The organism is Cupriavidus sp. GW823-FHT06D04, assembly GCF_058795055.1.
In genome coordinates this window covers 22971-44742 of the sequence record NZ_JBXAHL010000019.1, presented here as the reverse complement: position 1 = coordinate 44742, position 21772 = coordinate 22971, and the positions used below count along the sequence as shown (strand labels likewise).

At 67.9% G+C, this 21772-nt stretch carries 18 protein-coding genes, 1 tRNA gene and 2 pseudogenes; 13 read left to right on the top strand and 8 right to left on the bottom strand.

From position 1 onward, the window contains the following. Positions 1-278: 278 nt before the first annotated feature. A complete protein-coding gene (locus AC1Q7H_RS22450) occupies positions 279-533 on the bottom strand; it encodes a hypothetical protein (protein WP_211980459.1) in 255 nt (84 codons plus the stop codon). Positions 534-733: 200 nt separating this feature from the next. Between AC1Q7H_RS22450 and AC1Q7H_RS22445 the strand changes: the two genes are divergently transcribed. Further along, on the top strand, positions 734-1681 hold the full coding sequence (locus AC1Q7H_RS22445; RefSeq protein ID WP_013958449.1) for a LysR family transcriptional regulator: 948 nt from the start codon (positions 734-736) through the stop codon (positions 1679-1681). A 73-nt stretch (positions 1682-1754) separates the two neighbouring features. Here AC1Q7H_RS22445 and AC1Q7H_RS22440 read toward each other — a convergent pair whose 3' ends face one another. From AC1Q7H_RS22440 to AC1Q7H_RS22415, 6 genes and pseudogenes are all read right to left on the bottom strand, one after another. Next, positions 1755-4442: a DNA topoisomerase III gene (locus AC1Q7H_RS22440; RefSeq protein ID WP_211980458.1), complete on the bottom strand. Its 2688-nt coding sequence runs from the start codon at positions 4440-4442 to the stop codon at positions 1755-1757. A gap of 147 nt (positions 4443-4589) precedes the next feature. Then, a complete protein-coding gene (locus AC1Q7H_RS22435; RefSeq protein WP_153956046.1) occupies positions 4590-4994 on the bottom strand; it encodes a thioredoxin domain-containing protein in 405 nt (134 codons plus the stop codon). Beyond that, the gene (locus tag AC1Q7H_RS22430; RefSeq protein WP_249221218.1) at positions 4969-5340 is read right to left on the bottom strand and encodes a DprA-like winged helix domain-containing protein; all 372 of its coding nucleotides are present in this window, start codon (positions 5338-5340) and stop codon (positions 4969-4971) included. Before AC1Q7H_RS22430 ends, AC1Q7H_RS22435 begins: the two co-directional genes overlap by 26 nt. 36 nt (positions 5341-5376) lie before the next feature. After that, positions 5377-5738: pseudogene (locus tag AC1Q7H_RS22425) on the bottom strand (DNA-processing protein DprA); the annotation flags it as partial. Further along, positions 5673-5894, bottom strand: a pseudogene (locus AC1Q7H_RS22420) (DNA-processing protein DprA); the annotation flags it as partial. The pseudogenes AC1Q7H_RS22425 and AC1Q7H_RS22420, both read right to left, overlap by 66 nt. 53 nt (positions 5895-5947) lie before the next feature. Next, positions 5948-7129, bottom strand: a complete 1182-nt coding sequence (locus AC1Q7H_RS22415; RefSeq protein ID WP_211980457.1) for a LysM peptidoglycan-binding domain-containing protein — start codon at positions 7127-7129, stop codon at positions 5948-5950. A 160-nt stretch (positions 7130-7289) separates the two neighbouring features. Between AC1Q7H_RS22415 and def the strand changes: the two genes are divergently transcribed. From def to AC1Q7H_RS22360, 11 genes are all read left to right on the top strand, one after another. Continuing rightward, on the top strand, positions 7290-7796 hold the full coding sequence (def, locus tag AC1Q7H_RS22410; RefSeq protein ID WP_013958444.1) for a peptide deformylase: 507 nt from the start codon (positions 7290-7292) through the stop codon (positions 7794-7796). Between the two features lie 152 nt (positions 7797-7948). Further along, a complete protein-coding gene (gene fmt, locus AC1Q7H_RS22405) occupies positions 7949-8962 on the top strand; it encodes a methionyl-tRNA formyltransferase (RefSeq protein WP_211980456.1) in 1014 nt (337 codons plus the stop codon). Positions 8963-9150: 188 nt separating this feature from the next. Then, positions 9151-10011, top strand: a complete 861-nt coding sequence (gene htpX, locus AC1Q7H_RS22400) for a zinc metalloprotease HtpX (protein ID WP_013958442.1) — start codon at positions 9151-9153, stop codon at positions 10009-10011. Positions 10012-10144: 133 nt separating this feature from the next. Beyond that, positions 10145-11566 (top strand): 16S rRNA (cytosine(967)-C(5))-methyltransferase RsmB, encoded by a 1422-nt coding sequence (rsmB, locus tag AC1Q7H_RS22395; protein ID WP_492381719.1) that lies wholly within the window; start codon positions 10145-10147, stop codon positions 11564-11566. A 9-nt stretch (positions 11567-11575) separates the two neighbouring features. Further along, positions 11576-12481 carry a DUF4390 domain-containing protein gene (locus AC1Q7H_RS22390; protein WP_492381718.1) on the top strand — a complete coding sequence of 302 codons (906 nt, stop codon included), beginning with the start codon at positions 11576-11578 and terminating at the stop codon, positions 12479-12481. Continuing rightward, positions 12478-14910: a sensor histidine kinase gene (locus AC1Q7H_RS22385; protein ID WP_211980453.1), complete on the top strand. Its 2433-nt coding sequence runs from the start codon at positions 12478-12480 to the stop codon at positions 14908-14910. Before AC1Q7H_RS22390 ends, AC1Q7H_RS22385 begins: the two co-directional genes overlap by 4 nt. A 52-nt stretch (positions 14911-14962) precedes the next feature. Further along, a complete protein-coding gene (locus AC1Q7H_RS22380) occupies positions 14963-15673 on the top strand; it encodes a response regulator (RefSeq protein WP_492381717.1) in 711 nt (236 codons plus the stop codon). Between the two features lie 52 nt (positions 15674-15725). Continuing rightward, positions 15726-15801, top strand: a tRNA-Phe gene (locus tag AC1Q7H_RS22375). Positions 15802-16097: 296 nt separating this feature from the next. Next, positions 16098-16589, top strand: a complete 492-nt coding sequence (locus tag AC1Q7H_RS22370; protein WP_211980451.1) for a hypothetical protein — start codon at positions 16098-16100, stop codon at positions 16587-16589. A gap of 107 nt (positions 16590-16696) precedes the next feature. After that, a complete protein-coding gene (locus AC1Q7H_RS22365) occupies positions 16697-17317 on the top strand; it encodes a LysE family translocator (RefSeq protein ID WP_013958436.1) in 621 nt (206 codons plus the stop codon). Positions 17318-17611: 294 nt separating this feature from the next. Next, positions 17612-18346: an aquaporin gene (locus AC1Q7H_RS22360; protein ID WP_013958435.1), complete on the top strand. Its 735-nt coding sequence runs from the start codon at positions 17612-17614 to the stop codon at positions 18344-18346. Here AC1Q7H_RS22360 and AC1Q7H_RS22355 read toward each other — a convergent pair. Continuing rightward, complete coding sequence (locus AC1Q7H_RS22355) at positions 18330-19955, bottom strand: carbohydrate porin (protein WP_492381761.1); 1626 nt, start codon at positions 19953-19955, stop codon at positions 18330-18332. The genes AC1Q7H_RS22360 and AC1Q7H_RS22355 overlap by 17 nt on opposite strands. 529 nt (positions 19956-20484) lie before the next feature. Between AC1Q7H_RS22355 and AC1Q7H_RS22350 the strand changes: the two genes are divergently transcribed. Continuing rightward, positions 20485-21621, top strand: coding sequence for a TRAP transporter substrate-binding protein (locus AC1Q7H_RS22350; protein WP_492381716.1), 1137 nt, complete (start codon positions 20485-20487; stop codon positions 21619-21621). Positions 21622-21772: the final 151 nt, after the last annotated feature.

Sequence of the window (21772 nt, the reverse complement as noted above, 5' to 3'; positions counted from 1 at the left end):
CAGCAAAACGGGCCGTCATGGCCCGTTTTTCATTTGCGGCGTCTGGCATAATCATTCGCCAGTGGTTGCAAACCCGCCGGATGCAGAAACAAAGAAGCCCGCAACCGGAACCGGTGCGGGCTTCTTCTCCAATAGAGGCGGAGAGGCTGCGAGGCGCTCCCCCAAGGACCTGTGGAGACCAGGTTTGAAGCAGGCGGGGCCGCACAAGGGGAGGAAGCGGCCCCGGGATCGCGCTGCCAGGCCGCCCGGGGAGGCGGGCCAGAGGCAGCCAGGCAGCCTTACAGCGGCGCGCGATCGGTAGTGGTGTCGTACTTGGCGCCTTCGGCGAAGGTATCGAACTTGCCGGTGCGGGCGCCTTCGGCGAACGTGTCGAACTTGCCGGCGCGGGCACCGTCGGTGTACGGATCGAACTTGGCTGCCTTGGCGCCGTCGGTGAACACATCGAACTTGCCGTTCTTGGCAAAGGCCGGTGCGGCCGACAGGGCGGCGGCGAGGGTGGCGACAGCGATCAGGGCGTAGCGGTTGGTTTTCATGATTCAGGCCTTCTCTATTGCATGGATGCCTTAACCGTCACTTCTACGAAAGACTATGTTGCGTTGCGGCATCCGATGGCTAGATATTAGGCATTTCCCTCATATCAATAAATATCAGGATCCACAATGATTAGTTTTGATTCGAACAATAAAATAGGCTGATTACGTAAGAATTCAGCGCAGAACCGGGAGACTGTGTCATGGATCGCCTGCAATCGATGCGTGTGTTTTCCAAGGTGGTGGAACTGGGAAGCTTCGCGCGTGCAGCGCAGCAGCTGGAAATGTCCAACGCAGTGGTGACGCGCTACGTGGCCGACCTGGAGAGTCATCTGGGCACGCGCCTGCTCAACCGCACCACCCGCAGCCTGTCGCTGACCGACGCCGGCGAAACCTACCTGCAGCGCTGCCAGCAGATCCTGGAAGACGTGGAAGAAGCCGAAAGCGTAGTCACGGCGCGCAGCCAGTCGCTGTCCGGCACGCTGCGGCTGGTCACCCCGGTGATGTTCGGCCTGCACCTGTTGCCGGAATTGCTGGCGCGCTTCCAGCGGCTGTACCCGGACGTGGTGTTCGACGTGATCCTGTCGGACCGCAACGTCGATATCGTCGAAGAAGGCCGCGACGTCGCCGTGATGCTGTCCGACCTGGGCCTGGGCTCGCACCTGGTGGCGCGCCCGCTGCTGTCGGCCGAGGTGATCCTGTGCGCGTCGCCGGGCTACGTGGCGGCGCATGCGCCGATCCGCCATGCCCATGAACTCAGCCACCACCGCTGCATTGCCATGCGCCTGCCCAGCGCCGAGCACGAATGGACGCTGCTGGGCCCGGAAGGCGAGGTGACCGTGCCGATCCGCCCCGGGCTGATGTGCAGCAATGCCGAGCTGGCCCACCAGGCGGCGCTGGCCGACATGGGCGTGGCCATGCTGTCGTCCTACCTGGCGCGCCCCAATATCGAATCCGGCAAGCTGGTGCACGTGCTGCCGCAATACCAGCTGCCGCGGCGCGATGTCAGCGTGGTCTATCCGAGCCGCAAGTTCTTGCCGACCAAGGTGCGCGCCTTTATCGACTTCCTTCTCGAAGAAGGGCAGGTACGGGGCAAGGAAGCGCAGCCGGCGCCATCCGCCAGCCACGGCGCGCAAGCCGTGCGCACCTGAGCGCCTGCCTGGCCGAGCCACCCAAAGCAAAACGCCCGGCGATGCCGGGCGTTTTGCCGTGACGCGCTGACGCTTACTCGCCGGCGGCTGCCGCGCGCGACTTCTTGGCCGCGGCGGTCTTGGCGGGAGCCTTCTTGGCCGCCGCCTTCTTGGCCGGTGCCTTGGTGGCCGGTGCCTTGGTGGCCGGCGTCTTGGCCGCGGCCTTCGCTGCCGTCTTGGTTGCCGGCGCCGCCTCGGCCGTGCCATTCGACGCCGCCTTGGCCGTGGTCTTCGCCGCCGTCTTGGCGCCCGCCTTGGGCTCGCGCGCCTCGAACTCGAAGCCGATCTTGCCGTCCGGCTGCTTGACCAGGAAGGCCTTGAAGTTGCGGCCGGTGCGCGACGACTTGAACCCCGTCAGCAGGTCGGTCTTGCCGTCGGTGAGCAGCTTGCCGATCTGCTCGCGGCTGATTTCCTGCTGCAGGATGATCTTGCCGGTGGTGAAGTCGCAGCTCTTGGGGCTGGTCGTGCTGTTCTCGCAGACATACTTCATGCCGTGCTCGAACACCGAGCCGCCGCACTTCGGACAGGTGCCCACCGGCTCCTGGCCGCTAAAGTCGACCGGCTCGCCGTCGTTGTCGTCGTCGTTCTGGCCGAAGTCGAATTCCATCTTGTAATGGCCTTCGTCGTCCTTGCCCAGCTTGAGGATGGCGGCGAACGGACGGCCCATCTTGCTGCGGAAGCCCTGCAGCGGACCGATTTCCTTCTTCAGCAGCAGCTCCTCGACCTCCTCGATCTCGAACTGGCGCCCGCCCGGGATCTTGCTGATCGAGAACTCGCACGCGGTGCAGGCAAAGCGGCGGTAGTTCTCCTTGACCTGCCCGCCGCATTGCGGGCACGGCGTGTCCAGCGTGGCGTAGTCGCCCGGGATGGTGTCGCTGTCGTATTCCTTGGCGCGCTTGACGATCTGCTGCGTCATCTGCGCGATCTCAAGCATGAACTCGTCGCGCTTCATGCGCCCGCGTTCGATCTGCGAGAGCTTGTGCTCCCATTCGCCTGTCAGCTCGGCCTGCGTCAGTTCCAGCACGCCCAGGCCGCGCAACAGCGTCATCAGCTGGAACGCCTTGGCGGTCGGAATCAGCTCGCGGCCTTCGCGCACGAGGTATTTTTCCGTCAGCAGGCCTTCGATGATGGCCGCGCGCGTCGCCGGCGTGCCCAGGCCCTTGCCGGCCATAGCTTCGCGCAGCGCGTCGTCGTCCACCAGCTTGCCGGCGCCTTCCATTGCCGACAGCAGCGTGGCTTCGTTGTAGCGCGCGGGCGGCTTGGTGGTCAGGCCGACGCTCTCGACCTTGTCGGTCTTGACCTTCTCGTCCTTGGCCACCGGCACCAGGTTGGCGGCGTCCTTGTCGCCCTGCGCCTCGCGGCCGTAGATCACCAGCCAGCCCGGGTTGACCAGCACCTTGCCTTCGGTCTTGAAGTGGTGGCCGGCGACTTCGGTGATGCGGGTGGTGACCTGGAACTCGGCCGCCGGGAAGAACACCGCCAGGAAGCGGCGCACCACCAGGTCGTACAGCTTCTGCTCCGGCTCGGACAGGTTCTTGGGCGCCTGCAGCGTCGGGATGATGGCGAAGTGGTCGCTGATCTTGCTGTTGTCGAAGATCTTCTTGTTCGGCTTGACCCAGCCCTGCGCCAGGATCTTCTTGGCGTGCGGCAGGTAGTTGGGCGAGCTGTCGGCCAGCATGTCCATGGTCTGCTTGACCGTGTCCAGGTAGTCCTCGGGCAGCGCGCGCGCATCGGTACGCGGGTAGGTCAGGACCTTGTGCTTCTCATACAGGGCCTGCGCCAGGCCCAGCGTGTTCTTGGCCGAGAAGCCGAAGCGCGAGTTGGCCTCGCGCTGCAGCGTGGTCAGGTCAAAGAGCGCCGGCGACTGCTGCGTCGACGGCTTGGATTCCTCGGTGACCGTGCCGGTCTTGTCGCGGCAGGCGGCGACGATGCTCTTGGCCTCGGCCTCGCTCCACAGGCGCGATTCGCGCGCCTCGGGATCGAACTCGCTCTTCTTGAACTTGGGGTCGAACCAGCGGCCTTCATATAAGCCGGCGGCGGCGATGAACTCGGCCCGCACTTCCCAGTAGTCGCGCGGCACGAAGTGCTTGATCTTCTCTTCACGCTCTACCACGATCGACAGCGTCGGCGTCTGCACGCGGCCCACGGTGGTCAGGAAGAAGCCGCCGCCCTTGCTGTTGAAGGCAGTCATGGCGCGGGTGCCGTTGATGCCGACCAGCCAGTCGGCCTCGGAGCGGCAGCGCGCGGCGTCGGCCAGCGGCAGCATGTCTTCGTCTTCGCGCAGGCTGGCGAACCCATCGCGGATCGCCTGCTGCGTCATCGACTGCAGCCACAGCCGGCGCACCGGCTGCTTGGCCTTGGCCTGTTGCGCGATCAGCCGGAAGATCAGTTCGCCTTCGCGCCCCGCGTCACAGGCGTTGATCAGGGCGGTGACGTCCTTGCGCTTGATCAGCCGGTTCAGCACCTTCAGGCGCGACTCGGTCTTGGCGATCGGGCGCAGGTCGAAATGCGGCGGGATCACCGGCAGGTTGGCGAAGCTCCACTTGCCGCGCTTGACCTCGTATTCGTCCGGCGCGGCGATCTCGACCAGGTGGCCGACGGCAGAGGACAGCACGTAGTCGTCGCTCTCGAAATACTCGTCGTGCTTGGTAAACCCCCCGAGGGCACGGGCGATATCCGCCGCGACCGACGGTTTTTCCGCGATGATGAGGGCTTTTGACATGGGAAGGGTCCTTGCGAGCTGCATCCGGCAACCCGCGAATTGCACTACAAACGAAGTAATCAGAACGCCGGGGGGCTATGAGGCGCCAATAATAAGCGCGGTTTCAACGGCGGTGCAAGCAAGCTCCGCCGCCGCCCTTGGCGCCGCCTAGGCGGCGCTGCTCCCCCCGGCAAGCAACCAGTCCAGCACCTGCGGCACGTCTTCGGCACTCGCCGGCATCGCCGCACTGCGGCTCAGCATGCGTTCCAGCACCTCGATGTGCGGCAGCAGGGTGCCATAGAACTGGGGCGTGCCACCCGACGCAGGCTGCACCAGCAGCGTCGGGAAATTCTCAATATCGATATCGCCAAGCGCATCCGCATGCGTCTCGATGTCGATCCAGACGAAGCAATCCTCTGGATGGCGCGCGGCCAGCGCCGTCAGCGCCGCCAGGTAGTCCCGGCACGTGCCGCACCACTGCGCGCACAGGCAGGCCACCAGACGGCCCTGCGGCCGCGCCGCCAGGCACCCGGCAATGGCGCCGGCGTCACGTTCTGGAAAGTAAACGGTCATGGCATCGGAAACATGAGGCGCCCGCGACACGCGGGCTGCCGGCGATTGTATCGGTATTGCGCTGCGGCTCACCCAAGCCGCCGGAACAGGTTTCCCGGTAGACGCTCGGCGGCCCGGCCAGTTCCAGTTCCAGCAGGCGCGCCGCGGCGGCTTCCGGCGGCTGGCCGCTGCGCTCGCACAGTGCATCCAGCGTAACCGGATCGTAGCCGAGAGCGGCCAGCAGGGGGTCGGCGTAGCCAGCAAAGTCAGAAAGATCTGGTTGCTCCGGTACGGACGCGGAAACGCGCCTGGCAGCCGGGCAGGCAGGTGCCGGCAGCAGGTTGATCTCTTTCAGCACGTCCTCCACGCGCTCTACAAGCTTGGCGCCCTGGCGGATCAGCAGGTGGCAGCCTGCTGACAGCGGCGCGTGGATCGAGCCCGGGACCGCAAATACCTCGCGCGCCAGCTCGCCGCAAGCCGTGCGGTGATCAGCGAGCCCGAGCGCGCCGCGCGGGGCCACTTGGTACGCCAGCGCCAGGTTCTCGGCCGGATAGACCCGGCCGGCCCCCGTACCCGTAACAGCGACGGTACCGCCGCAGCCCTGCAGCCCGCCGGTATGGGCGGCGGCATCGACGCGCCCAGCGCCAGCCCCGAAACCACCGCCAGCCTCGACTCGGACAGCGCCCGCCCGAAGGCCTGCGCATCGCGCCTGCCCTGCTCGGTGGCGCCGCGCGCGCCGACGATGGCCACCGAAGGACGCGCCAGCAGCGCGGGATCGCCTTTGATATATAGCAGCGGCGGCGGGTCGGGCAGGTCGAACAGGCGGGCAGGGTAGGTGTCGTCGCCGATCGTGACCACATGGTTGCCGGGTGTGCCGAGCCAGGCGAGGGTGCGTTCGACCAGTGCCGGCAGCGCCGGCATGGCAAAGGGAAGCGGCGGCCGCCGGGGCCGCCTGCGATGTCGCCAAGACCGGCTCAGCGCGGCGAGGTCGCCCGGTCGCCGACCGCGATCACGTTGGAGGCGTCGGTGACCAGCGCATACGACACCCCCGGGAACACGCGGAAGACAAAGGCCAGGCCGTAGCGTTCGTCGGGCAGGCGGATGGCGCGGTTGCTGTCGGTCTTGTCGGCCACGGTCTCGCCGGCGCGCGACAGCGCCAGCACATGCCCGGGCTCCACCCCGGCCTGGCTGCCGAGGTTGAGCACCACCACCTGCCTTGCGCCGCCGAACTCGACCCCGCCATAGACCTTGGCCACGCGGCCGTCGAACTGCGTATCGGGCGCGTGCGGCACGTAGCGCAGCGCTTCGCGCGCGGGCTGCGGCATCAGCAGCGTGCCCACGCCCATCTCTTGCCTGGCCTGCGTGACCTGCATAGTCGAGACCGCGTCCGGGCCCTGCGCGCCGCGCGCCAGGCGCACGTTGCCTTCGTATTCGGCCTCGTAGCCGAGCACGGCATTGGTGACGGGGTCGCGCACCGGGGTGACCGGGCGGTAGGCCTGCCAGTCGCTGCCTTGCGGCGCGTCGGCGGGGATGCCGCGCGCGTAGCCGGTGTCGTCGCGGCCAAGGATGACGCGCGACTCGGACACGGCGACGATGCGCGCTGAGGTGGCCAGCGTGTCCTGGTCGACCACCAGCGGCCGGATCAGGAAGGGCTCGATATCGGCGGCCGCGATGCTCTGGATGGCGGCGCCATCGGCGGCGCCGCCGCGCATCTGTGGCGACAGGCGCACCGTGCCGCTGCCGCCCGGCGTGGTCGACAGCCAGGCACGGCCGTCGCGCTGGATCAGGTACAGGATCTGTCCCGGATAGATCAGGTGCGGGTTGCGGATCTGTTGCCGGTTCATGCCCCATAGCTCAGGCCAGCGCCATGGCTGGCGCAAGAAGCGGCCCGAGATCCCCCACAGCGTGTCACCCATGCGCACGGTGTACTGCGACGGCGCATTGGGAGACAGTTCTGAAACGGGGATACCCTGTTGGGCCGTGCGCTGGGCTTCGGCCTGCTGTGCCGGCGTGACCGTCAGGTCCGCGGCCAGGGCCGGAAGCGTGGCCGCGGCAGTGAAGCCAGCAGCACTCAACAACGCACAAGCAAACTTAGGGGTGAACGCGTGCAGCCTGCGGCCCGACGCCGCCTGGTGTTCTTTGGTAAGATCGCGCATTTTCCTGACCGGCCGGTGGTTCGGCCGGATTGACCCGGGAGAGCGCGCCTGTTGCGGCGCGCCTTGAATTTTTGTACTTGCGCCCCGATTCTGCATGTAAACACCGGCCGCCGCAACGCGGTCCGGTTGCCGGCAGCAGCCGGCGTTGCGCCTGAGCATCATGGCAAAACTCGATATCCTGACCTACCCCGATCCCCGCCTGCACACCGTTGCCAAACCCGTTGCGGCCGTGGACGACCGTATCCGCCAGCTGGTGAAGGACATGGCTGAAACCATGTACGAAGCGCCCGGCATCGGGCTGGCCGCCACGCAGGTCAACGTGCACGAGCAGGTGGTGGTGATCGACGTCTCGGAAACGCGCGACCAGCTCCAGGTCTTTATCAACCCGGAGATCATCTGGGCCAGCGACAACCGCAAGGTGTGGGAAGAGGGCTGCCTGTCGGTGCCCGAGGTCTATGACCGCGTCGAGCGCCCCGACCGGGTGCGCGTGCGCGCGCTCAACGAGAAGGGCGAAAGCTTCGAGCTCGAAGCCGACGACCTGCTGGCGGTCTGCATCCAGCACGAGATCGATCACCTGCGCGGCAAGGTCTTTGTCGAGTACCTGTCGCCGCTCAAGCTCAACCGCATCAAGAGCAGGCTGCAGAAGCGCGAGCGCACCCGCATGTAAGCGGCGTCCTGCCACAAAGATGTAACAGCCCGCCCGGAATCCCGGCGCCAGCGCGCGGCACCCGCGCGGGGTCTGTTATCTTTATGACTTCCGAAGAACAAAAGCACCGGCCGCGATAGCGGCCGGTTCTGCTTCAGGCCACGGAACCTGCCATGTCCCAAGCCAGACCCCTGCGTGTCGCCTTTGCCGGCACGCCCGAGTTCGCGCGCGTCGCGCTGGAAGCCATCCACGCCGCCGGTTTTCCCGTCGTGGCGGTGCTGACGCAGCCTGACCGCCCCGCCGGCCGCGGCATGCAACTGCAGGCCAGCCCGGTGAAGCAGTTCGCCGCCGCCAGCGGCCTTGGACCAGTGCTGCAGCCGCGCTCGCTGCGCCGCCAGGGCAAGTACCCGGAAGACGCCGCCGCGGCCATCGACGCGCTCGCCGGCACCGCCCCCGACGTGATGGTGGTGGCCGCCTACGGCCTGATCCTGCCGGCCGAGGTGCTGACCCTGCCGCGCCTGGGCTGCCTGAATATCCACGGCTCGCTGCTGCCGCGCTGGCGCGGCGCAGCGCCGATCCACCGCGCCATCGAAGCGGGCGATGCCGAGACCGGCATCACGCTGATGCAGATGGACGAAGGCCTGGACACCGGCGACATGCTCACGCGCGAGGCCGTGCCGATCGGCCCGGACGACACCACCGGCAAGCTGCACGACACCCTGGCCGCGCTGGGCGCGCGCATGACCGTGGCAGCGCTGCAGGAACTGGCCGCCGGCCGCGCGCTGGCCGCCACGCCGCAGCCGGCCGAAGGCGTCACCTACGCCGAGAAGATCGCCAAGGACGAGGCGCCGCTGGACCTGCGCCGCCCGGCCGCGGCGCTGGCCAACCAGGTGCGCGCGTTCAACCCCTTCCCGGGCGCGACGGTGCAGGTCGGCGATACCGTGATCAAGTGCTGGCAGGCCGTGCCGCTGGCCGCCGCCAGCAGCCTGCCGCATCTGCCCGGCACGGTGCTGGCGGCCGACGCCGCCGGCGTCCTCATCGCCTGCGGCGAGGGCAGCGCACTGCAGGTCACCGAGCTGCAGAAGCCGGGCGGGCGCCGCCAGCCGGCGCAGCAGTTCCTGCAAGGGCTGCCGCTGCCGCCGGGCACGCGCTGCGCGGTACCCGGCAACGGCGCCGCACAGGCATGATCGGGCAGGCCTTTGCCGCACATGGCAACATAAGTGCCGGTGGAACCGCCCGGCGGGCGCGACCGGCCACGGCTCCCCCTGAAACCGTTGAACAGCCGTTGAATTTTCGGGTATCACCCCCTATCTAACGGTCATCGCGTCCGCTTTTCCCCCGGGACGCGGCTCACGATTACACGGAGATCACCGCAATGTTCAACTGGGTCAAGACCTTCATGCTGATGGCGGCCATCACGGCGCTGTTCATCGTCATCGGCGGCATGATCGGCGGGCGCAGCGGCATGATGATGGCGCTGCTGCTTGCGCTGGGCATGAACTTCTTCTCCTACTGGTTCTCGGACAAGATGGTCCTGCGCATGTACAACGCGCAGGAAGTCGACGCCGGCAGCGCGCCGCAGTTCTACGGCATGGTGCAGGAACTGGCGCAGCGCGCCGGCCTGCCGATGCCGCGCGTGTACCTGATCAACGAAGACGCGCCCAACGCCTTTGCCACCGGCCGCAACCCGGAGCACGCCGCGGTGGCGGCCACCACCGGCATCCTGCGGGTGCTGTCCGAGCGAGAACTGCGCGGCGTGATGGCGCATGAGCTGGCGCACGTGCGCCACCGCGACATCCTGACCTCGACCATCGCCGCCACCATGGCCGGTGCGATCTCGGCGCTGGCGAATATGGCAATGTTCTTCGGCGGGCGCGACGAGAACGGCAACCGCAGCAACCCGATCGCCAGCATTGCCGTGGCGATCCTGGCCCCGCTGGCGGCATCGCTGATCCAGATGGCAATCTCACGCGCACGTGAGTTCGAGGCCGACCGCGGCGGCGCCGAGATCAGCGGCGACCCGCAGGCGCTGGCCAGCGCACTGGACAAGATCCACCGCTACGCCCAGGGCATCCCGTTCCAGGCGGCAGAAGAACACCCGGCCACGGCGCAGATGATGATCATGAACCCGCTCTCGGGCGGCGCCATCGCCAATCTGTTCTCGACCCACCCGGCCACCGAGGAGCGCATCGCGCGCCTGATGCAGATGGCCCAGACCGGCACCTATCCCGCCTGAGCGGCCGGAAATCCGGGGCAGGGCCCCCGCACAGGGTAAACTGCCCGCTGTTCCGCATGGACCGGCGGGCTTTTTTTTGTGCCCGTGCCGGCCTGCTTCCCGATTCCAACACCTGACCCGCTGCCTGACCGATATGCGCCTGCCTCCCGATTCGCTTGCCTTCCAGATGCTTGGCGCCGCCACCGCGGTGCGCGCCGTCAGCGAAGGCACAGCCTTGCCCCAGGCGATCGAGGACGCCGCCGCACAGCTGCGCCTGGACCGCGTGCGCGATGCCGCCACGCGCGGCGCGCTGCAGGACATCGCCTATCGCACCATGCGCCAGTTCGGCACGGCACGCGCACTGGTGACGAAGCTGGTCACGCGCCCGCCGGGCGCGCAGGTCGATTCGCTGCTGGCCGTGGCACTGGCGCTGCTGCTGGAGCACGCGCCGGGCCCGCGCGACAAGCAGGACAGCGCGGACAAGGCGCGCCAGGACGCGGACGCCGGCCGCCCGGGCTACAGCACCTTCACGGTGGTCGACCAGGCGGTCAGCGCCGCCGCCTCCGAACCCAAGACTGCGCATGCGCGCGGCCTGGTCAACGCGGTGCTGCGCCGTTTCCTGCGCGAACGCAAGGCGCTGCTGGCCGACGTCAACCGCGACGAGCAGGCGCGCTGGAACCTGCCGCCGTGGTGGCTGCGCATGCTGCGCGAGGCCTACCCGGACCAGTGGATGGCCCTGGCCGCCAGCGCCAACGTGCGCCCGCCGATGACGGTGCGCGTCAACACCGCGCGCGTGTCCGTGCAGCAGTACCAGACCGATCTTGCCAACGCCGGCCTGGCTGGCCATGTGGTCGGCCCGCAGGCCGTGCGCCTGGTGCGCGCGGTGCCGGTGACGCAGTTGCCGGGCTTTGCCGAAGGCGTGGTCTCGGTGCAGGATGCCGGCGCGCAGCTGGCCGCGCCGCTGCTCGAGGTGGCCGACGGCATGCGCGTGCTGGATGCCTGCGCGGCGCCCGGCGGCAAGACCGGGCACCTGCTGGAACTGGCCGATATCGACGTCACCGCAGTGGAAAGCGATCCGCAGCGCACCACCCGCATCGGCGAGAACCTGGCGCGCCTGGGCAAGCAGGCCAGCATCGTGGTCGGCGATGCCAGCCGGCCCGCCGACTGGTGGGACGGCCAGCTCTTTGACCGCATCCTGGCCGACGTGCCGTGCTCCGCTTCGGGCATTGTGCGGCGCCATCCCGATATCCGCTGGCTGCGCCGCGAGACCGATATTGCCAAGCTCATCACCGAGCAGCGCCGCATCGTCTCGCAACTGTGGCCGCTGCTCAAACCGGGCGGCATCCTGGTCTATGTCACCTGTTCTATTTTCCCAACGGAAGGCGAGGAGCAGGCGCGCTGGTTTGGTGCACAGCTGGCAGATGCGATACGATTGCAGGCGCCGGGGCAGCTGCTGCCCGGCACTCATACCACGCAAGCAGCCGGCGCCAATGGCGAAAAGGACGCCACGGCCGGCACCAGCCTGCCGTCGGATCACGATGGCTTCTTCTACGCCCGCTTCCAGAAACGCGCCTGATCTGATCCGATGCTGAGCACGCCGCGCCTGTCAGACTTCCGCGTCATGTTGAACACGAACGTGGACACTGCCGCGGACCAGGCGTGCCCGCGTCTGCGCCCCGGCGGCGCGGGCAGGCGTGGCCTGCTGGCGCGGTGGTGGCTTGCACTGGTGCTGGCGCTCGCCTCGCTACTGTGGTTGCCGCCCGCTGCGCGCGCACAGGTCATCGAGGCCACCGACGCGCGCATCGAATTCCAGGATGGCGGCTTCGAGCTTGCCGCCAGCTTCGACTTCGACCTGCCGCCCGTGCTGGAAGACGCATTGCACAAGGGCATCTCCCTCTATTTCGCGGTCGACTTCCAGCTCTCGCGCTCGCGCTGGTACTGGTTCGACGACAAGCCGGTCAACACCACCCGCAGCGTGCGCCTGTCGTACCAGCCGCTGACGCGCCAGTACCGTGTCTCCACCGGCGGCCTGCAGCTGCCATTCACGCGCTTGAAGAGCGCGCTGCAGTTCATCCAGCGCGTGCGCGGCTGGCGCGTGTTCGAGCGCAATGCGGTCAAGCCGGGCGAGACCTACCACGCCGAAGTGCGCATGCGGCTGGACCTGTCGCAACTGCCCAAGCCGTTCCAGATCAATGCCGTCAACACGCGTGAATGGAACCTGGCCTCCGACTGGCGGCGCTTTGCCTATACGGTGCCGACGGACCTGAACCTACCGCCGCCACCGCCACCGCCACCGCCGCCGCCCGCAGCACCGCCGCCGCCCGCGCCGGCCCCAGGCCCCGCATCGCCGGCGCTGCCGGCATCGCCCGCCGTACCTGCGCCTGCGTCGGCGCCGGCCGCTGCCATTGACTCGCGCGGCCTGACCATGCAGACGGTGTCGTATGGACTGTCGCCCGCACTGCTGGTGCAGCCCGCATCGAGCCAGCCATGAACAACTCGCTGTGGGACAGCCGGTTCCGGCGCGTGCTGTACCGCGTCGTGGCCGGGATCATCGTCTTCCTGGCGCTGGTGCTGGTGGGCCTGCTGGCCGGAGCATCGGCCAACACCGAATTCTTCGATCGCTATTTCACGCTGCTGTTCAAGGTGAACCTGGTGATCGGCGCCCTGCTGGTGCTGATCGTGGGTGCGCTGGCGCTGACGCTGTGGCTGCGCTATCGCCGCGGCAAGTTCGGCACGCGGCTGATGACCAAGCTCGCCGTGTTCTTCGGCGTGGTGGGCGTGCTGCCCGGCGTGCTGATCTACCTGGTCTCGCTGCAGTTCGTCTCGCGCAGCATCGAGTCCTGGTTCGACGTGCGCGTGGAAACTGCGCTCGAGGCCGGCCTGAACCTGGGCCGCGCCACCATCGACAGCTCGCTCGCCGACCTGCAGGTCAAGGCACGCCTGATGGCCGAGCAGCTCGCCGGCGCCTCCGGCGTGGCCACCTCGCTGCAGCTGAACCGCCTGCGCGAGCAGTATGGGGTCCAGGAAGCCGCCATCTTCACCGGCAGCGGCCGCGTGCTGGCCACGGCGTCCAGCAACTATGCATCGCTGGTGCCGGACCTGCCTTCCGGCGTGCTGGCCGAACAGGCACGGCTCGCCGGTGGCTACGCGGCGGTGGAGGGCGGCACCGACCCGTCAGGTGACGGCAGCCCGAGCACCGAGCGCGCCGACAGCAGCCACCTGTACCGGCTGCGCGTGATCATTCCACTGGGCGCAAGCCCTACCACCGCACAGACTGACGCGGCAGGCGGCAGCGCCCCGCGCGCGCTGGCCAAGTCGCCGCGCTGGGCCGGCTCCGGCCTGTCCGTGGAGCGCCGCCCGGAGGAATCGCCGTCGAGCGGCTTCGGGCTGGTCGGCGAGACCGTGCGCGAAGAGCGTTACCTGCAGGTGCTGCACCCGGTGCCGGCGGTGCTCGCGCGCAATGCCGACGAGGTCCAGCGCGCGTACCAGGAATACCAGGAGAAGGCGCTGGGCCGCACCGGCCTGCGCAAGATGTATATCGGCACGCTGACGCTGACGCTGTTCCTGGCCGTCTTCATCGCGGTGATGCTGGCGCTGCTGCTGGGCGGGCAGCTGGCGCGGCCGCTGCTGATGCTGCTGCAGGGGACCAAGGAAGTGGCCGAGGGCGACCTCTCGCCCAAGCGCGAACTGAAGAGCCGCGACGAGCTCGGCATGCTCACGCAGCAGTTCAACCAGATGACGCGCCAGCTGGCCGAGGCGCGGCTGGCGGTGGAAGAGAACCGCACCGCGCTGGAGCAATCGAAGGCCTACCTGGAAAGCGTGCTCCAGAACCTGACCGCAGGCGTGCTGGTGTTCGACCGCCGTTTTGTGCTGATTACCGCCAATCCCGGCGCGGAGCGCATCTTCCGCCAGCCGCTCAGCGCGGTGCTGGGCCTGCCGGTGGAGCAGATTCCTGGCATGGGGCCGTTCGGCGAGATCGTGCGCCAGGCCTTCTCGGACCAGAACACCAGCGAGGTGCTGGGCGGCGCCGAGCACTGGCAGAAGCAGATCGAGCTGCCGCAGGGCGAAGAACAGCCGCTTACGCTGCTGGTGCGCGGCGCACGCCTGCCCGGCGGCGAGCGCGATGAGCCCGGCTACGTGATCGTGTTCGACGATATCTCCGATGTGATTTCCGCTCAACGCTCGGTGGCCTGGGGCGAGGTGGCACGGCGCCTTGCGCACGAGATCAAGAACCCGCTGACGCCGATCCAGCTCTCGGCCGAGCGCCTGCAGATGAAGCTCTCGCCCAAGCTCGAGGGCACCGACGCCGATGTGCTCAAGCGTGGCGCCGCCACCATCGTCAACCAGGTGTCCGCGATGAAGCGCATGGTCGATGATTTCCGCGACTACGCGCGCACGCCGCCCGCGGTGCTGCAGTCGCTGCAGCTCAACAGCCTGGTGGCGGAGGTGCTGCACCTGTATGGCATCGATGATCCCGCGGTGCACGAGCATCCGGTGATCCATCCGACGCTGGGCACCGCGCTGCCCGAGATCAAGGGCGATCCGACGCAGTTGCGCCAGGTCATCCACAACCTGCTGCAGAACGCACAGGATGCCGCCACCGAGAACGTCGCGGCCGGTAGGGCGGCGCCCCATATCACTCTGCACACCGAGACTGTAGAATACAAAGATTCTGCCGGCGAAAACCGCCAGGCCGTCAAGCTCACCATTGCGGACAATGGTCCCGGTTTTGCACCACGAATCCTGAGCCGTGCGTTCGAGCCCTATGTGACCACGAAAGCCAAGGGCACGGGCTTGGGGCTCGCGATGGTAAAGAAGATCATTGACGAACACGGCGCGCGAATCGAGTTGCGCAATCGCATGGAAGGTGCGGAGATCGTCGGTGCACAGATCTCGATCCTGTTCGTTAAACTGACATAGTCAACAATGGCGTCCGGTCCCGGAACGCTGCGGTGGGGTTAAGAGGGGAAGTATGGCAACGATCCTCGTAGTCGATGACGAAATGGGAATCCGGGAGCTGCTCTCGGAGATCCTCAGCGACGAAGGCCACGTGGTTGAACTCGCGGAGAACGCGCTGCAAGCGCGCGAATACCGCGCGGCGGGTACGCCCGACCTCGTGCTGCTCGATATCTGGATGCCCGATACCGATGGCGTGACCCTGCTCAAGGAATGGTCCGCGCAGGGACAGCTGACGATGCCCGTCATCATGATGTCGGGCCACGCCACCATCGACACGGCGGTCGAGGCGACCAAGATCGGCGCGCTCAATTTCCTTGAGAAGCCGATCGCACTGCAGAAGCTGCTGTCCGCGGTCGAGCAGGGCCTGGCCCACGGCATCGAACGCCCGCGCAGCGGCACGGCCGCCACCGCCGCGCCCGCCGCGGCGCCGTCGGCCGAACCCGGTTTGGCCGACGGCGTGCCCGAGGCCACCGCCGAGGCCGCCCCCAACGGCAACCCCGCGCGCGTGCCCGAGGCCGAGATGCAGTTCTCCTTCGACATGCCGCTGCGCGAAGCGCGCGACCTGTTCGAGCGCGCCTACTTCGAATACCACCTGCTGCGCGAACACGGCAGCATGACCCGCGTGGCCGAGAAGACCGGGCTGGAGCGTACCCACCTGTACCGCAAGCTCAAGCAGCTCGGCGTCGAACTGGGCCGCAACAAGCCCGAGCCGGCCGAGCAGTGACGCACATGACGCTTGACTGACCAAAAAAGTCCAGTTATAGTTTCCCTTCTTTGGCCCGGTAGCTCAGTCGGTAGAGCAGAGGATTGAAAATCCTTGTGTCGGCGGTTCGATTCCGTCCCAGGCCACCAGAACAAGAAAAGCCCGGCTCCCGCAGCCGGGCTTTTTGCATTGGGGTGCAGAGTCATAAACGCGCCCGGATTCCCGTCCCCGTGCTGTCGCCGCAACGGCGAAACACTTCCCGACTCAACGCCAGCAACGCGCAACAGCCAACCCAGAAGTAAATATCTTCTACTTGGCAGCCGATATATGTATCTCTACGATGCCCTGATGCGCTGCCGCCCGGCGGCGTGGACCGAGCCGGCCAAGCCGCACCCATAACGCGGACATCCGGCCCAGGGCTATCACTTTCTTACTGGGGGGTCTGATGGATACGTTGATCGGAACGGACAACCGCTGGCCGCCGCAGACTGCGGGCGACGAGCGCGGGTTGTGGAAGAGCACCATGGCCGCGGCCAGCCACGCGCTGGGGGCGGCGGGGCGGGTGCAGCAGGCGGTCTCGCAGACGCTGAAGCTGCAGCACAAGATCCGCGCGCTGCGCGACGAGCTGCACCAGATGGAGGCCGAGCGCGACGTCTACCGCGAGCTGCATGCGCGCACGGTCGAGGAGCTGCACCAGGCGGTCGACCGCAGCCCGGCAGAGATCCGGCGGCTGCGTGCAGAGACCGAGGCCATGCAGGTGCGCCACCGCGCCTACAAGCTGCTGGTGCAGCACTACATGCGCCTGGGCACGCCAATCGATCCCGCGGCATTTGCCGAGCAGCGCAGCCGCGTGCAGCAGCACATCCTGTTCCAGCGCCGCAAGGGCATTCCGGTGGCACAGATCCGCGTCGAGGACATCGCGTTCCTGCTGCGCTGAGGCGCGCTGCGGCCGTGAAGCCATTCGCTTTGCCGCGATGGGCCAGGCTGCACTAACATGGCGGCAGCGAAGCATCCCGCGCTCGCATCCGACACTGCCAGGCCACCATGCTCGACATCCAGAACTACACCAGCTTCGTGCTCGCCATTCTGGTGTTCCAGCTGATCCCCGGCCCGGGCACGATCGCCATTCTCAACGCCACCGCGCGCAATGGCGTGGCGGCCGGCATGGGCGCGGTCTGCGGCACGCTGCTGGGCGACCTCGGGTACATGCTCGCCGCGGTGGCGGGACTGGCGGCGGTGATGCGGGCCAATCCGCTGCTTTTCCACAGCTTGCAATGGTTCGGTGCCGCGTACCTGTGCTGGATGGGCGTGCAGCTGCTGCGTACACGCTTTGCCGCGGACGCCGGCGTGCCCGAGCCGCGCAAGTCAGCGCGCGTATACCTGCGCCAGGGCTTCACGGTGAGCCTGACCAACCCCAAGGTGGTGCTGTTCTTTGTCGCGTTCTTCCCGCTGTTCCTGCGCCCGGATGCGTCGCCGGCCACGCTGGCGGCGATGATGGCACACGTCACGGTGCTCAGCCTAGCCTACCAGGCGGCGCTGGTGCTGGCGGGCAACGCAGTGGCCAGCCGGCTGCGGGCGCTGCCGTTCGCGCGCACGCTGGCAACGCGACTGGCCGGGATCGCGCTGGTCGGCTTCGGCCTGCGGCTGGCGGCCAGCAACCGGTAACGGCCCGCGGCCCGCGGCCCGCGCGGCGATTCGATACCGCGCGTCTGCACACAACAAAGCGGCCACGCATTGACGCGCTCCGTGCGCGAGCGGAACACTGTCGCGTCCGCGCTCACCGCGTGTGCGCGGGCTTGCTACTGAACCGCCACCGTTCGAGGCGTCGTCTCAGGCGACGTTGTCCATCTTGCCGCTGCACGTTTTCCTTACTGCCTTTGCCGCGATCTCGCGGTCGCTCTCGTATCCCGTTCGTTGCTCCGCTTTATCGCTGCTGCGCGCCGTCAACGGAGCGCAGCGATGAGTACGCTCGCACGCCGCCTGGTGGCCGAAGGCCTGGGCACGGCGCTGCTGGTGGCGATTGTGGTGGGCTCCGGCATCCGTGCCGAGCGCCTCGCCGCCGGCGATACCGCGCTGGCGCTGCTGGCCAATTCGCTGGCGACCGGTGCCGGGCTGGTGGCCTTGCTGGTGTCGCTTGGCCCGGTCTCGGGCGGGCATTTCAATCCGGTGGTCAGCCTGTCGGCGCTGCTGCAGGGCGCGCTGCCGCCGCGCGATGCGCTGCGCTATGTGCTGGTGCAGGTGACGGGCGGAATCTGCGGCGTGCTGGCCGCCCATGCGATGTTCGGCGAGCCGGCGCTGGCCTGGTCGGCGCAGAGCCGCACCGGCGCGGCAATGTGGTGGAGCGAGTGCGTGGCCACCTTCGGCCTGGTCGGCGTGGGCATCGGAACGCTGCGCAGCCGGCCGCAGCTGGTGCCGTTCGTGGTGGCAGGCTATATCACCGCGGGCTACTGGTTCACGTCGTCGACCTCGTTTGCTAACCCGGCGCTGACCATCGCCTGCGCGCTGACCGATACCTTTACCGGGATCCGGCCGCAGGACGTGCCGGGCTTCGTGCTGGCTCAGATCGGCGGCGGGCTGACTGCCACGCTGCTGTTCCACTGGCTGTGCCGCAAACCCGGTGCGGCCGCCACTGCTGCCACGGCACAGGCCGACTGGCGCGCTGCGCCCGCCAGCGCCCCTACCAGCGCCGATTGAGCTGCACGCCGAAGATCGAGCCGCTCGGCTGCGAGGCCCACGCGTCGGCCGGCGCGGTGTAGCCGATGCCGTCGACGTCGCTGGCACGGCTATAGGTGTAGAAGGCGCGCAGGTTGGCATTGCCCGCCGACTTGCCCAGTGTCAGCGTGGGCGCCACGGTCAGCGCGGTGCGCTGGCCGCCGACGCCGAAGCCGGACGAGATCTGGTCGTGCGAGACCTCGAAATTCAGGCGGAACTGGTTGCTCGCTACGTAAGCAGGACGCAAGCGCGTGGTGGTCCACTGCAGCGTGCCGACCGGCGACCGGTCAAACTGCAGACTTTGCTCCACCGCGCCGCTCAGCCCTGAGCGGCCCTTCCATTCCATCGATTCGGCCACGCGCGTGCGCGACAGTGCCGGTCCCATGCCGGTGTAGCCGGTCATGGCGTTGCGCGCTCCCGATCCGAACTGCACCCCGAGCCGGTTGGTGCCGAACAGCACGCCTTTCTGCTCGTGCAACGCAGACGCCCACCATGCGCCGCCGGGATCTTGCACCAGCGGCTGCGCCTCCACCCGCGTGAAGCCGAGCTGGATCGAACCCTGTTCGTTGGTGTTGATGGGCGCGGTGCGCAGTGAGTGGTAGCTGGGCAGGTTCTGGCCGTTCTGGTCCGCGCGCGCGGTGTACTGGTAGCTCAGGCCGACATCGCCGATCACCTTGGCGTTGTCCACGCCGAAGCGCATCGCCGTGGAATTGGGCGGCAGCAGGCCGGACGACAGCAGGAACGGCGCATTGTCGCGCCGGCCGGCCCACATGGTGGCGCCGTCCAGCACTGCCAGGCCGCTGACGGCGGTATAGAACTGCGGCACCAGGGCATAGGGATCGATCGCCTGGGGGCGGCCATTGACCGTGGTGGCGTCGGTGCCGCGCGCCTGCGCGATCAGCATCACCTGCGCACCGCCGTCCAGGTCCAGCACCGATTCGCGGATCTTGACCTCGCCGGCGCTGCGGCAGGCCAGGCCGTTGCCGATGCCGGTGGAGAGCGCGCCGCCGGGGCAGGCGCGCATGGTAGCCGGGCGTTCCTCGGCCGCGGCGCGGCCGCTGTAACCGAGGCGCCACACGGAATCCCCGGCGGGGTCCTCGGCGGGCAGCTGCGAGTGCAGTACCGGCGGGGCATCCGGCGGTGTGTCACCGGTGGCGCTGTCCGCCGGCTGGGCGGGCGCTTCGGCCTGGAACTGGCCGAGCCGGGGCGGGAACAGCACCAGTGGTGGCGGCGGCTGGGGTGGCGGTTCGGGCGGGCCGACGAAGTCGGGGTCGGCAGCCGGGCTGGTACGGGCCAGGGTTGCCGGCGCGCTGCCGTCAGGCTGCACGGCAGGCTGGGCCGCCGGCTCGCCCGTGATGCCTGGTGCCGGTGCCGCTGGCACGGTCACGCTGGCCGTGGGTGCCGCGTCGCCGGCGATCAGCGCCGCCAGCGGGTCCTCCGCGCCTGCCGTGGCCGGCGTGGCAGGCCGGGCGGTTTGCGCCGGACCCGCGGTCACCGCCGGGTGCGGTTCGATGCGGGGTGGCGGCGTGGTGGCACTGGTGGTCGCATCCCCGGTCTGCGCGCACGCGACCAGGCCCCACGCGGCCAGCACGGCAAAACCGAGGCGGCGCAGGGGCAGGCCACCGCGCCCGGCAGGGCCGGGACAAGGCGGTGTGGCGGGAATTAGACGGGAGACCGGCGGCAATTCGGACAGCAATTCAGCAAGCAACAACGATGGCCGGAGCAGGCAAGGGCTCCGGAGGCGGGACTGTTTTTTTATCAGCCGACCCATTTGACCGCAAGCCGGGTTACAAAATCCATCACACCCTGCGCTGTCTCACAATGCGAAAAACCCCCGGATATGGCGCGATTGACTAGCGAAAACCCGCACTTGCACGGTACCCCGTGGCGAAAGAGCCACCGCTATAATCGGCTGGCTTGTCTTTCGGGTAAGACAGCCCTTTACCGTGGCCCGCTTCCGGCGCCCGGCATGCGGGGCACGCCGCCGTGCCCGTTCGCAACAGGCACAGCGTTGCGCAGGCCGCCGTACCCCGGCGGCTGGTGCGTCACGGTCCGGCGCGCGGCATCATGCAAGCCGCGAGCCTGCATCCGAATCAATATCTATAAGAGGAGAAGTGGAGATGGAACGTCGTTCCTTTCTGTTGAAAGCGTCGGCCGTGGCCGCCACCGGGGCACTGGCCGCGTGCGGCAAGGGTGAAGAGAAGGCAGCGCCCGCCGCCGCCAGCGGCCCGGCAGCGCCGGCCGTGGTCGGCAGCAACCCGGCCGTGGAATGGCGCCTGGCCTCGAGCTTCCCCAAGTCGCTCGACACCATCTTCGGCGGTGCCGAACTGCTGTCGACCCGCGTCAAGGAACTGACCGAAGGCAAGTTCAACATCAAGGTCTTTGCCGCCGGTGAAGTCGTGCCGGGCCTGCAGGTGCTGGACGCGGTGCAGAACAACACCGTGCAGATCGGCCACACCGCCGGCTACTACTACTTCGGCAAGAACCCGACGCTGTGCTTTGACACCACCGTCCCGTTCGGCCTGACCGCACGCCAGCAGAACGCCTGGATGCTGCAGGGCAACGGCATGAAGCTGATGCGCGAGTTCTTCAAGGAATACAACGTCGTCAACTTCCTGGGCGGCAACACCAATGCGCAGATGGGCGGCTGGTTCCGCAAGGAAATCAAGACCGTGGCCGACCTGCAGGGACTGAAGTACCGCATCGCCGGCTTTGCCGGCGTGGTGCTGTCGCGCCTGGGCGTGGTGCCGCAGCAGATCGCCGGCGGCGACATCTACCCCGCGCTGGAAAAAGGCACCATCGACGCGGCCGAGTGGGTGGGCCCGTACGATGACGAGAAGCTGGGCTTCTACAAGGTGGCGCCGTACTACTACTACCCGGGCTGGTGGGAAGGCAGCGCGCAGCTGTCGTTCTACGCCTCGGCCACCGAGTACGAGAAGCTGCCGGCGCTGTACAAGCGCGCGCTGGAAACCGCCACCATCGAGGCGCACACCAACATGATGGCCAAGTACGACACGGTCAACCCGCAGGCGCTGGCCCGCCTGCTGGAAAACGGCGTCAAGCTGCGCCCGTTCTCCAAGGAGATCATGGAAGCGTGCTTCAAGGCGACCCAGGAAGCCTATGCCGACGAAACCGCCAAGAACCCGTCGTTCAAGAAGATCTACGACGACTGGCGCGTGTTCCGCAACAACCAAGCCGCCTGGTTCAACGTGGCCGAGCAGGGCTTCGCCCAGTTCAGCTTCGCGCGCAAGCTGTAAGCGGCACACGGCCCCGGGCCGTCCGCGGCCTGCCGCAAACCCCATGTTCCCTCGGGAGCATGGGGTTTTTTGTTGGCCACGGCACGCGGGCGCCCGCCGGGCGGGGATCGCGCGGCGCCGGTAGAATCGCCGGCATCTACCGGAAATCCCT

Excerpts from the sequence above, each read along its gene's own strand:
- AC1Q7H_RS22365 (WP_013958436.1), top strand. The coding sequence starts at position 16,697 with ATGCTCGACATCCAGAACTACACCAGCTTCGTGCTCGCCATTCTGGTG.
- AC1Q7H_RS22435 (WP_153956046.1), bottom strand. The coding sequence starts at position 4,994 with ATGACCGTTTACTTTCCAGAACGTGACGCCGGCGCCATTGCCGGGTGC.
- AC1Q7H_RS22450 (WP_211980459.1), bottom strand. The coding sequence starts at position 533 with ATGAAAACCAACCGCTACGCCCTGATCGCTGTCGCCACCCTCGCCGCC.
- fmt (WP_211980456.1), top strand. The coding sequence starts at position 7,949 with ATGTCCCAAGCCAGACCCCTGCGTGTCGCCTTTGCCGGCACGCCCGAG.
- AC1Q7H_RS22390 (WP_492381718.1), top strand. The coding sequence starts at position 11,576 with ATGCTGAGCACGCCGCGCCTGTCAGACTTCCGCGTCATGTTGAACACG.
- AC1Q7H_RS22350 (WP_492381716.1), top strand. The coding sequence starts at position 20,485 with ATGGAACGTCGTTCCTTTCTGTTGAAAGCGTCGGCCGTGGCCGCCACC.
- AC1Q7H_RS22380 (WP_492381717.1), top strand. The coding sequence starts at position 14,963 with ATGGCAACGATCCTCGTAGTCGATGACGAAATGGGAATCCGGGAGCTG.
- rsmB (WP_492381719.1), top strand. The coding sequence starts at position 10,145 with ATGCGCCTGCCTCCCGATTCGCTTGCCTTCCAGATGCTTGGCGCCGCC.
- AC1Q7H_RS22415 (WP_211980457.1), bottom strand. The coding sequence starts at position 7,129 with ATGCGCGATCTTACCAAAGAACACCAGGCGGCGTCGGGCCGCAGGCTG.
- def (WP_013958444.1), top strand. The coding sequence starts at position 7,290 with ATGGCAAAACTCGATATCCTGACCTACCCCGATCCCCGCCTGCACACC.
- AC1Q7H_RS22385 (WP_211980453.1), top strand. The coding sequence starts at position 12,478 with ATGAACAACTCGCTGTGGGACAGCCGGTTCCGGCGCGTGCTGTACCGC.
- AC1Q7H_RS22440 (WP_211980458.1), bottom strand. The coding sequence starts at position 4,442 with ATGTCAAAAGCCCTCATCATCGCGGAAAAACCGTCGGTCGCGGCGGAT.
- AC1Q7H_RS22360 (WP_013958435.1), top strand. The coding sequence starts at position 17,612 with ATGAGTACGCTCGCACGCCGCCTGGTGGCCGAAGGCCTGGGCACGGCG.
- AC1Q7H_RS22445 (WP_013958449.1), top strand. The coding sequence starts at position 734 with ATGGATCGCCTGCAATCGATGCGTGTGTTTTCCAAGGTGGTGGAACTG.
- htpX (WP_013958442.1), top strand. The coding sequence starts at position 9,151 with ATGTTCAACTGGGTCAAGACCTTCATGCTGATGGCGGCCATCACGGCG.
- AC1Q7H_RS22370 (WP_211980451.1), top strand. The coding sequence starts at position 16,098 with ATGGATACGTTGATCGGAACGGACAACCGCTGGCCGCCGCAGACTGCG.